The sequence below is a fragment of the Streptomyces sp. NPDC058240 genome (assembly GCF_042882135.1).
Lineage (GTDB): Bacteria > Actinomycetota > Actinomycetes > Streptomycetales > Streptomycetaceae > Streptomyces.
On sequence record NZ_JBHVWT010000096.1, the window covers coordinates 1 to 10227 of the forward strand.

General features: G+C 67.8%; 10 protein-coding genes and 2 pseudogenes. 6 read left to right on the forward strand and 6 right to left on the reverse strand.

The features are described 5' to 3' along the window. The 3 genes and pseudogenes from ACFVX4_RS40770 to ACFVX4_RS40780 all read left to right on the forward strand — a co-directional run. Positions 1–904 (forward strand): annotated as a pseudogene (locus tag ACFVX4_RS40770) (hypothetical protein); the annotation flags it as partial. Next, on the forward strand, positions 901–1821 hold the full coding sequence (locus tag ACFVX4_RS40775) for a hypothetical protein (RefSeq protein WP_389988176.1): 921 nt from the start codon (positions 901–903) through the stop codon (positions 1819–1821). The pseudogene ACFVX4_RS40770 and the gene ACFVX4_RS40775, both read left to right, overlap by 4 nt. Positions 1822–1882: 61 nt before the next feature. After that, on the forward strand, positions 1883–2545 hold the full coding sequence (locus ACFVX4_RS40780; RefSeq protein ID WP_389988181.1) for a hypothetical protein: 663 nt from the start codon (positions 1883–1885) through the stop codon (positions 2543–2545). A 208-nt stretch (positions 2546–2753) separates the two neighbouring features. On the opposite strand, the pseudogene ACFVX4_RS40785 reads toward ACFVX4_RS40780, so the two are convergent. The 6 genes and pseudogenes from ACFVX4_RS40785 to ACFVX4_RS40810 form a co-directional block, all read right to left on the reverse strand. Continuing rightward, positions 2754–3275, reverse strand: a pseudogene (locus tag ACFVX4_RS40785) (transposase); the annotation flags it as partial. 494 nt (positions 3276–3769) lie between these two features. Continuing rightward, positions 3770–3940, reverse strand: coding sequence for a hypothetical protein (locus ACFVX4_RS40790; protein WP_389988184.1), 171 nt, complete (start codon positions 3938–3940; stop codon positions 3770–3772). A gap of 224 nt (positions 3941–4164) precedes the next feature. Continuing rightward, positions 4165–4737 carry a GNAT family N-acetyltransferase gene (locus ACFVX4_RS40795; RefSeq protein ID WP_389988201.1) on the reverse strand — a complete coding sequence of 191 codons (573 nt, stop codon included), beginning with the start codon at positions 4735–4737 and terminating at the stop codon, positions 4165–4167. Between the two features lie 31 nt (positions 4738–4768). After that, positions 4769–5443, reverse strand: coding sequence for a transposase (locus ACFVX4_RS40800; RefSeq protein ID WP_389988187.1), 675 nt, complete (start codon positions 5441–5443; stop codon positions 4769–4771). A 211-nt stretch (positions 5444–5654) separates the two neighbouring features. Further along, positions 5655–6194: a hypothetical protein gene (locus ACFVX4_RS40805; protein WP_389988190.1), complete on the reverse strand. Its 540-nt coding sequence runs from the start codon at positions 6192–6194 to the stop codon at positions 5655–5657. A 28-nt stretch (positions 6195–6222) separates the two neighbouring features. Next, entirely contained in the window at positions 6223–6936 is a 714-nt protein-coding gene (locus tag ACFVX4_RS40810) for an SDR family NAD(P)-dependent oxidoreductase (RefSeq protein WP_384459864.1), read from the reverse strand. A gap of 195 nt (positions 6937–7131) precedes the next feature. Here ACFVX4_RS40810 and ACFVX4_RS40815 point away from each other — a divergent pair, with 195 nt between their 5' ends. The 3 genes from ACFVX4_RS40815 (at position 7132) to ACFVX4_RS40825 (ending at position 10075) form a co-directional block, all read left to right on the forward strand. Next, positions 7132–8901, forward strand: a complete 1770-nt coding sequence (locus ACFVX4_RS40815; RefSeq protein WP_389988194.1) for an MOSC domain-containing protein — start codon at positions 7132–7134, stop codon at positions 8899–8901. A gap of 206 nt (positions 8902–9107) precedes the next feature. Beyond that, positions 9108–9803 carry a type 1 glutamine amidotransferase domain-containing protein gene (locus tag ACFVX4_RS40820; RefSeq protein ID WP_389988195.1) on the forward strand — a complete coding sequence of 232 codons (696 nt, stop codon included), beginning with the start codon at positions 9108–9110 and terminating at the stop codon, positions 9801–9803. 98 nt (positions 9804–9901) lie between these two features. Further along, a complete protein-coding gene (locus ACFVX4_RS40825; protein ID WP_389988198.1) occupies positions 9902–10075 on the forward strand; it encodes a hypothetical protein in 174 nt (57 codons plus the stop codon). The last annotated feature ends 152 nt before the right edge of the window (positions 10076–10227 follow it).

Sequence of the window (10227 nt, forward strand, 5' to 3'; positions counted from 1 at the left end):
GGACGGCTCGACGGACTCGGCCTCGGTCACGTTCTCACTGGTCATCGATGCATCTTCCTTGATCAGGAGTTACACCGATCGTTTTACAGTCCCGCGCGAGGCGGTCCAGTTGCTCGACACCGACAGCCAGGACGTCCGGCTTCCGGCACGAGTCACCGACCGCGTGTACGTCGCCGAGACCGATGTGGCGGTCGACCGCTCGCTTCTGACCCGGGAGTTCGACGCAGCCAGGCTACGGGAGATCATCAACACGCCCGGATCGAAGGAGTACCACTTCCTTGAGGTGACCACTCCCGCCGAAGGGGCGGAGTTCGTCGCGACGGTCCTGCTGCACATCAGCGTTCAAGGGCGCACGCTGAGCATCTCCACCGCCGCGTGCGTCCTCGCCCATACACCGAGATCTTTCCAGCGCACCGCGGAATTCGGGCACCATGGTGTCCTGGCGGTCGCCTGGGCGGCTCTGCGTGAGCTGGTCACGCTACCTTCGGAGATCCGGCACTCCTGGCGACTCGTGCACTATCTCTATTCCCTGGGGAAAGCCGTCATATTCCCCCGCGATCTCACCTCCACGCCGATCCGTAACGTTCTGATCGGCAGCCGCATGAGCATACGAGAGAAGGCGGCACAGGAATGGTCCAAAATCCAACTGGAGAAGACCGATACTCTCGGCCGGATGAAGACGATCGAGCGCCGGCTGCTCCGGGCCACCGGTGACTTCTTGATAACTCACGACGTGGACGCGTCCGAGTTCAACGACCGCGCGACCAAAATCATCAACAGCGGAATCTTCAACTTCGGCGACAACAACAGCTTCAGCAACAACGCGGTGGGCGACGCCGCTCAGGTCGGCGCGTCCGCGCATGAATCAGCAGGCTTCAATCCCAGCGGTGGAGGAAACAAGTGAACACCAATCGCGGCATCGTCATCCACGGCGACCACAACGCTTTCAGCAACAACGCCATCGGGGAGCACGCTCGCGTCTCCCAGTCCGCTCCCTCCCAGCACTCCACGCGCCGCGCCGAGGTCGGCTCGGCCGACGAACTGGACGCCGCCGGATGGGACATCGGTGTGGTCACGATCCTGAGTGAGGAACTGCGCTCCGTAGTGGACGAGTTGAAACTCGAACGGCACAAGGTGGGCGGCGGGCTGTATTTCTACCAGGGCGAACACACCACTCCAGAGGCGACCGTACGCATTGTGGCCACCCAGAGCCAGAGTCAGGGGCAGCGCTCGGCGATGGCCGCACTGGAAAACCTGCGTCGCCATTACGCCCCGCGGCTGTGGGCGCTCGTGGGCGTGGGCGGTGGAATCCACGATCAGCACGCGCGTGTCGGCAACGTCATCGTCTCCACCGAGATCGTGTACTACGAAAACCGCAAGATCAATCCGCTGGGGGACGTCCGCCGGCGCGGGGAACACCGCCAGGCTCCCGCGCCGGTCGTGCACGCGGTGAACGCCTTCTTCGCCGATCAGGGAACGCCCGCTCGGATCCACGGCCAACTCGCCACGCACGTATCGGAGGAATTCGACGTCTACCCAGGCTTGATCGGATCCGGTGAAGCCGTCATCGCGGACCGGGAGAGCGACATCCGCGACTGGCTCAAGAAGTATCACGAGAAGGTCCTGGCGGTGGAAATGGAAGCTGGCGGGCTGAGTCAATACTGGCAGGAGAACTCAGTCCACGGCGAAACCAATCCCGGCTGGATCGTGATCCGGGGCGTGTCCGACAATGCCGACCAGGAAAAGGGCCACGGCTTTCACGAGCTGGCGGCCCGGAACGCCGCGTACATCCTGCGAGAACTCCTGCCCTATCTCTGCTGACTCGCCGCCGAACGCGAAAGCCGCCCGCCCGAGATCGGCCATACGCAGGGAGAAGGATCGCATGACTGCTTTTCTGTTCGGAATACTCAGCTCGCTGGCAGCCAGCGCGATCATCCTCGTCATCGGCCTCGTGCGCGGCTCCCGCCCCCTGTGGTGGCTGGTCGCGGTCTGCTCGCGCCTCACCGGCACCGGGCTCGCCCGGGTCTACCGTCAACAGTTGTCCGCCGAAGGCGACATCGCCCGCGACCTCGGCCGGGCCCGTTGGATCAAGGTCCTGGCGGGACGGGGAAACAAACTCACCCGCGAGGTCTTCTCGCCCCTGTGGTCGGGCGAGCTGTCCCCGGAGTCCGTCCAGGTGCTGCTGCCCGACACTCTTGCGCCGGGCGACTCCTGGCTCGACCGGCGCTCACAAGATTTACGCCTCTTCGATCCAGGCTTCACGCCCGACCTGCTCAAGAACCAGGTTCGGGCGAACATGGACTACATCGCACAGGTGGCCCGCGCGCAACCCCACGTCGAACTGCGCAGCTTCAACCTCCCCAACACCTGCCGCGTGATCGCCACGGACCGGGCGGCCTACCTCACCTTCTACAGCAGCTCCAGCCACGGCAGGAACTCCCCCTGTCTTTACGCCCGGGCCCCCGGACTCCTGTACTCGATAGCCCTCCAGCAGTTCGACGCGGCGTGGACGAACAGTTCCTCATCATCCCACCCCGCACCCTGACCCTCGCCGCCCCGATGATCGGGAGCGGCCCGGCCAAGTGGGAGCACGGCCCGAGGTTGTGCGTGCCAGCCAGTACGCGAAAGAGTCGGCCGCCAGCCCGGCCTGCGATCTCCACTGCCACAGAACCGAGTTGCGTTAGAGCGAGGCGACTCCGAGGATCGTGAGCGTGCCGATTCCCCGAGCAGTTGCCGTAGTCATCGACGGGCCCGCTCGCCTCCAGCTTCGTGCCGTCCAGGGCGACGCGGCCCATCTTGACCATGCCGAGCCTCTCCGCGAGGAGCAGCGACTGGGTGAACAGGTTCGCGAGGGCGTCCAGATGGCGGCGGCGGAACCGCGAGAGCGAGCGGAAGGCCGGGCTTGGTCGGCGGCCAGGCCCCGGAACGCGATGTCGTCAGCGCACTTACGGTCAATCGCCCGGGAGGAGCGCACCCCGGTGGTACAGCCATAGATCAGCAGCCGCAGCACCAGCCTGGGGTCGTAGGGCGGTAGGCGCTCTTCTCGGTGTAGTTGGCCCGGATCGCGGCCAGGTCGAGGACGTCGTCGACCAGGTCGGCGACGAACCGGGGGAGGTGGTACTGGGCAGCCAGTCGTCCAGCGACGGGGGCAAGCGATGAGCAGTGCCGCGATAGGGAGAGTCAGGCTCTCGATGGCCGCCTCCGCCCGCGCGAAGGGCACGTCGATCAGTACGGAGGCGTTCCCGAGGAACGGTGCCTCGACCCGCGCAGAGCACAGCGCCACCGGTACGACGGAACCAGGCCGCAGTCCCCCTCCGCTAGCGCGGAATCTTACTCCGCCCATGGCTACCCTGTCCTGGCGGTTGGCCCGGCACGCCCCGCTCGAGCGGAGGTGAGCCGGTGCCTGTCATGGACTTGCCGTGGGGACCACTTGGGGACCAGACGGTATCCGCGCACTTGAACGGAATGCATGAGACAGCACGCTATGCGCCTGCAGTTCTGGCCGTATGTGTAGATAAAACGGATAGCCTCTACTCCTGGGGGTCAAGGGGTCGCAGGTTCAAATCCTGTCGTCCCGACTTTGCTTTTTGCAGGTCGGAGGCCGTTCTCTCATCCATGGGAGGGCGGCCTTTCGTGCGTCCGGGGTTGTGGTGGTCGCAGGCCCGGGCCGGGATTGGTTCGCCGTGGTGCTGGTGGCGGGTGGCGGGTGGCGACCCCTTGGTCGACCCGCAGATGCACGGTGCCGTGCTCGAAGACCAACGGTTCCACGTCAGACCACCGACCGGTCGGTGTTGTAGAGGACGGCCCGTGGATCGCGGACGACGCCGAAGTACAGTGTGCCGGGTCTGTCCGGCTTCTTGTGGTGCAGCGACACCTCGAGCCAGCGCAGCGGGACGCGGGGCGTGTGGGCCGGGCTGTCCAGGTTGAACAGCTCGAACACCCCCGGTTCACACGCAGATGCAGGTTCTCGTGGTCGAACGTGAGCGGTTTCATGAGGAGAAGGTAAATCACCTGGCATGACACCCCTGTTGGGCCTCACCAGCGCCCCTCCGGAGCCTCAGAGGGTGGTATGTAACCCTTTGTCCGGTTCGCCGTTGTGTGTGGATGAGGTGCAGTGATCAGTGGTTTGGGGCGTGGCCGATACCGGGTGCCGAGCGAGGTATCTCAGTGGGCGGGAACCGGCTCCGACGACGGCCGCCACTCCCGCCTGATCAGCCCGTAGACCCATGAGTCGGAGACCTCGCCGTTGACTACGCAGTCCTCCCGCAACGTCCCTTCACGCGCGAAGCCGAGCTTCTCCAGCACGCGGGCAGATGCCACGTTGCGCGTATCGGTCTCAGCTTGGACGCGATTTAGCTCCAGCGTGTCGAATGCCCACCGCAGCAAAGCGCGCGCGGCCTCGGTCGCGTAGCCGTGGCCCCACGCTGCATCGTCGAAGCAGTAGCCAAGCGACGCGCTGCGGTAGTCCGGATTCCACCTGTTCAGGCTGCACCAGCCGATGAACGCCCCGTCGGAGACACGATCCACGGCCAGCCGCGCCCCGGTGCCCTCCTGTGCCATCTGCCGGCAAGCCGTGATGAACTTCTCGGCGCGCACGCGTTCGCTCCACGGTGGCGCGTCCCAGTAGCGCAGCACGTAGGCGCTGCTGTGCAGTGCGAAGAGGTCGTTCGCATCCGCGTCTTCGAATGCACGCAGTCGAAGGCGAGCGGTGTGCAACGAGGGGATGGGCAGCGGCATACTCATGTTCCCTCCCCTGATCGGTGGCCGATCAATCAGACATCCGATGCGGGTCACTCGCAATGGGTTTTCTCGGCGGGCTGGCAGAACGACGTGTCCGCTCATCGGCGCGACCGAGCGTCTCTGCGTGTGGTTGGGAGCGGACCGCGACCGCGTACCCGAGCTCGAGGGTGCGGCAGGTGCGCCGCAGGTGGCGGGTGTCGTAGACCTCGTCGGCCGCGAAGAACGCGGCCCGTATCCCGCCGGCCACCGCCCGCGTGAGCAGGGCCGCGGCGAGTTCGGGCTTGGTGGCGAGGCACACCTCCTCGGGAGCGCCGGCCAGCTCACGGCGTTCCTCGTCCCCGGCACAGTCCCTGGGCAGGTACAGAGCCCGGCCGGTCACCATGTGGCCGCGGTCGGTGGCGAAGGTGAGGTGGACGGCGACCTGGCACACCCCGACCCCGCCCAGCGCGCCGGAGTACTGCGGGCCGGCGGCGGCCGCGTCCGTGGAAGACTTCTCGTCCCCGGTCTCCTCCGCGATCGGCACACCGTCACCGTCGTCCAGCACCTCCACGGCCCAGGCCGCCGTCCGCTCCAAGACGCGCTCCTGGTCCCAGACCGCGCGGGAGAGCAGGTCCTGCAACCGGTGCGGACCCCGATGCCCGATCGCCTCGGCCGGCGTCCAGCAGTTCACCTCCTCCAACTCCATCAGCAGGCCCTGGGCCATCTCCCGGAACGTCCCGCGGCTCTCCCGCCGCGGGAAGCAGCCGGCCACCCGGCCCATCAGGCCCTCGCACCGCTCCAGGTACTGCCCGCCGCACTACTGTGACAGCGGCCGCCGCTCTCTGATGGGTCATGCCTCGTCATGATCGCGACAGCCATCTTCCTCTCCGAACCCGGCCCCCCACCTCGCCGACCAGCGCCACCCAGATCACGAACTACAGCTGCCGTGAGAACACGGAAACCCTGCTCAGCAACCAGAAAGCGCTGCTCGTGCCGACGCCGTAGGCGAGGTGGGCGGTCAGATCATCACCCAGCGTCTTGGCGTCGTATGTCCAGATGGGTTTGTAGAGTCCCGCGATCGGAAGCAACACGTATCCGCTGAGCCACACGAGCGCACCGTACGGGAGCCCGTAGAGGACGCGGGGCTTGCGCAGCGAGGCGCTGACGACGCCGTAGAAGGCCGCGTTGCCCACTCCATAGGCCCAGTGCATGAACGTGCTGACGGGGAACGCCGCGCTGTCCGGTAGCTCGCGCAGGGTGAAGGCCTCGGCCAGGCGCCTTCCGACCTGCCCGGGATCCGGCGCCTCCTGCCAGGTGCGGACCGGGGCGAACTCCCAGTGCAGGGCGTTGTGTTCGCCGCCGGCCCGGCGCTGGCGCAGGAACCGCACGGTGTCCATGCAGACGGTGCCGATCACTCCCGCCGCCAGACCTGCACCGACAGCGCCGAGCGGAGTCAGCTGCTTGCGAGTGCGCATAGGCCGATCACTCCCGATCCCAGTACTTTCAGAAGCCGGCGCTCTGGCCGCCGTCGACGTGCAGGATCTCGCCGGTGACGAACGAGGCCTGTTCGAGGTACATGATCGCCTCGACGACGTCGTCGATCTCGCCCATCCGCCCGAGCGGGTGCAGCGCGGCGAGCGTGCCGCCCGGGTCGTCCGGGTGCATCGGAGTGCGGATGACGCCGAGTGAGACGGCGTTGGCGCGGATGCGGCGCGCCGCGTATTCGATGGCCAGCTCCTTCGTCGCCGCGACCAGGCCGCCTTTGGTCAGCGAGGCGAGCGCCGCGGGTATGCGCGCGTTGGCGCGGTCGACCAGCGACGTCGACACGCACAGGACGTGCCCGCCGTCGCCGCCCGCGAGCATCGCGGGGATGGCGCTGCGCGTGACGTCGAAGAAGCCGCGCAGGTTGACGCCGGTCACCAGGTCGTAGTCGGCGTCGGTGTAGTCGGTGAATGGTTTCTCCCGGTAGACGCCGGCGTTGTTCACCAGCGTGTCGATCCGGCCGAAGCGGTCCAGCGCCTGCTCGACGATCTGCGCACCGGTACCGGGCCGGCTCAGGTCGCCGGGCACGGCGAGCACGTCCGGATCGTGCGACGAGGGGATGGACCGGGCGGTCACGACGACGGCGTACCCGCGCCTGCGGTACGCGTCGGCGACGGCCGCGCCGATGCCTTGTGAAGCGCCGGTGACGATTGCCACCTTCTTCTCCGAGCTCATGGGTATGTCCAAGCTGAGGTTCTCGCGCTGGAAGTCTCCGGCTCACGGCGGGCCACGCGCGGCGACGGCGCCCACCGGCTCTCACTCTACGTGTCGCCGAGCCCCGGCGCCGCGTAGAGCTCTTCGGGTGCGGTCGGCGGCCGACCGTACGACGCTGGAGACACCGGCCTGTCGAGCGCGGGAGGAGCACAGGTCATGGCCGCTCTGATCGCCGTGAACGTCGGCATGCCCAAGGATGTCCCCTGGCACGGCAGGACCACCCACACTGGCATCTGGAAGCACCCCGTCGCCGGGCCCGTGATGGCGCGCCGACTCAACCTGGACGGCGACGGGCAGGGTGACCTCGCCGGGCACGGCGGCGAGCAGCGTGCCGTGCTGGTCTACCAGTTGAGCTCCTATCGCCATTGGCAGGAGTACCTGAAGCGGGACGACTTCACGTACGGCCAGTTCGGCGAGAACCTCACTGTGGACGGACTCGCCGACGACGAGGTGTGCATCGGTGACCGCTACGAGATCGGCGGTGCGGTCTTCGAGGTCACCCAACCCCGCGTGACGTGCTACCGCGTGGGGTTGCGGCTCGGCGAGCCGCAGATGGCCGCCCTGCTGGTGTCCCATCGCCGCCCGGGCTTCTACATGCGGGTGCTGACTGAAGGGCGGGTGCGGGCCGGGGACGAGATCGTGAAGATCGCCTCGGACCCCGAGGAGATGACCGTCGCGGAGATCGACGCGCTGCTCTACCTGCCCGGCCACGCCCGGCCGCAGCTCGAACGGGCCCTGCGCGTCCCCGCGTTGAGCCCCGGTTGGAAGACGTCGCTGCGAGCCCTGCTCGACGACGGGGATCGCGGCTCCGGCGCCGTGGGTGGAAACCGCGGGCTGACCACCAGCAGCCCGCCGCCGGCCTGGCCCGGGTTCCGTCGGCTCGAAGTCGCCCGCATCGAGCCGGAGAGCGCGAGCATCTTCTCGCTCACTCTGTCGGCAGTTGACGGTGAGCCGCTCCCAGCCGCTCTGCCGGGGCAGTTCCTCACGGTCCGCCTGCGGCCGGACCCACAGGCCTCCCCGGTCATCCGCAACTACTCGCTCTCCGGCCGACCGGACGCCGAGACGTACCGCATCAGTGTCAAGCAGGAGCCACACGGCGTCGCCAGCACCTACCTGCGTCAGCACGTGAAGGTGGGTGACGTTCTCGATGTCGCCGCTCCGCGCGGCACGTTCCTGCTCGCGGACGCGGACACTCCGGTCCTGCTGCTGTCCGCCGGTGTCGGTGCCACCCCGGTCCTGGCCATGCTGCACGCTCTGGCCGCGGAGCGCTCGCAGCGCGCGGTGTGGTGGCTGCACGCGGCCCGGGACGGCGAGAACCACCCGTTCGCCGGCGAAGTGTGCGCACTGCTCTCCCAGCTGCCCGCAGGCCGGTCGTTCGTCTCCTACAGCCGTCCGTCCGGCGTCGACCGCCAAGGTGTCGACTACACGGTCAGTGGGCGGTTCAGTCCCGAGCGGATCCGCAGCCTGGAGCCGCCTCCGGACGCCGACGCCTACATCTGCGGGCCGAGCGCGTTCATGCGGGACATGACCGGAGCCCTGGAGGCCTGCGGCCTGCCGTCCTCCCGGATCCACACCGAGGTCTTCGGGGCCACGTCCGCCGTCACCCCCGGTGTGGTGACAGGATCCGCCCGGGCACCGCACCAGCCGGCCGCTCCTCCCGGCGGCCGCCCGGGGCCGTCCGTAGCCTTCGCGCGCAGCGGGCTGATCGTCCCCTGGCACCCTGACTACGGGACGCTGCTCGGACTCGCCGAGGCGTGCGACGTGCCCGTGCGCTGGTCCTGCCGCACCGGAATCTGTCACACCTGCGAGACCGCGCTTCTCTCCGGCCACGTCGAGTACGCCCCGCAGCCCCTGGAGCCCCCCGCCGGAGGAAGCGCGCTCATCTGCTGTTCGACGCCCCCGGCCGACGTGGTCCTGGACATGTGACCGGATGCGTCCGTGGCCGAGGGCGCCACCGCCGACGGCGCGATACGAGTCCAAGGCCGCCGACGGAGCATCGGGTTGCGCGCGGTCGGCGCAGCTGCCTAGCGTGGTTGCGTGGGAAGGGGGGAGAAAACCGGCGGGGCGGGTCGGTTTCGTGGGGCATCCCGCCGAACCCGCTCCTGGCATGCGTCCGAGAGGGGATTTCTCCCATGGCAAAGGTGCTTTTCATCGTCAGCGGAGCCACCTACTGGGTGTTGAAGGACGGCACGCGGCACGCGACCGGCTACTGGGCCGAGGAGTTCGCGAACCCGTACAAGATCCTCACGGACGCCGGTCGCGAGGTCGTCGTCGCGACGCCGAACGGTGTGACGCCGACCGTCGACATGATGAGCCTGCGCCCCGAGATGGTCGGTGGAAACGACAGCGCCCGGGAGCTGGAGGCCATCATCCGTTCCGCGGAGGTGATGCGTCGACCGCTGCAGCTGTCGGACGTGCGCCTGGAGGACTACGACGCGGTCTACCTGCCGGGCGGTCACGGGCCGATGGCGGACCTGGCGTGGGACGCCGACGTGGGGCGGCTGCTGACCCAGCAGTTGGCCTCGGGCAACCCGCTGTTCATCGTCTGTCACGGTCCCGCCGCGATGCTGGCCACCAGGATCCACGGTGAGTCGCCGTTCAAGGGCTACAACATCACCTGCTTCACCGACGAGGAGGAGGACGGCGTCGGACTGGCCTCCAGAGCGCCGTGGCTGCTGGAGACCGACGTGAAGGCGAAGGTCGGGGTCAACTTCAGCCGTGGTCCGATCTGGGAGCCCTACATGGTCGAGGACCGCAACCTGGTGACCGGACAGAACCCGGCCTCGGCCGCGGTCCTCGGGAACCGGATGCTGGAGATCCTCAAGTGACCTGTCCTGGAGCGATCCGGCCCAGGCACGCGCCCGCGTCGCAGGACGTCGGGCGCGTGGTGTTCCGAGCGAAAGGGCCATAACGATGGAAGCGACGGTTGCCCAGGCTCTGCTGGATCGGCCCATGGCTGCTGCTGCGGCTACTCGTCCTGCCACCGCCCCGGCGCGACGCAGAGCACGTCCTGCACTGGTCCAGCTGGCGCCGACACCACCAGCACCGAGCCCGAACCTGCCACCTCGCCTGGCACGCCTACGCCGACACAACGCCCTGACCAGCGACAACACCACCCAGATCACGAACTACAGCTGCCGTGCTTCAAGCACCGTTTTCAGAGGGCGTTTGATCTAGGTAGATTGCCCTTTCTGCCCTAATAGGTTCCTCGCCAGGTGGGGGTGGTCTCGTCCGTTATGCGCTTGGTGAGGT

What these genes read in the sequence shown, in the direction of transcription:
- ACFVX4_RS40780 (WP_389988181.1), top strand. Translation starts at nt 1,883, where the DNA reads ATGACTGCTTTTCTGTTCGGAATACTCAGCTCGCTGGCAGCCAGCGCG.
- ACFVX4_RS40795 (WP_389988201.1), bottom strand. Translation starts at nt 4,737, where the DNA reads ATGCCGCTGCCCATCCCCTCGTTGCACACCGCTCGCCTTCGACTGCGT.
- ACFVX4_RS40800 (WP_389988187.1), bottom strand. Translation starts at nt 5,443, where the DNA reads ATGGCCCAGGGCCTGCTGATGGAGTTGGAGGAGGTGAACTGCTGGACG.
- ACFVX4_RS40805 (WP_389988190.1), bottom strand. Translation starts at nt 6,194, where the DNA reads ATGCGCACTCGCAAGCAGCTGACTCCGCTCGGCGCTGTCGGTGCAGGT.
- ACFVX4_RS40810 (WP_384459864.1), bottom strand. Translation starts at nt 6,936, where the DNA reads ATGAGCTCGGAGAAGAAGGTGGCAATCGTCACCGGCGCTTCACAAGGC.
- ACFVX4_RS40815 (WP_389988194.1), top strand. Translation starts at nt 7,132, where the DNA reads ATGGCCGCTCTGATCGCCGTGAACGTCGGCATGCCCAAGGATGTCCCC.
- ACFVX4_RS40820 (WP_389988195.1), top strand. Translation starts at nt 9,108, where the DNA reads ATGGCAAAGGTGCTTTTCATCGTCAGCGGAGCCACCTACTGGGTGTTG.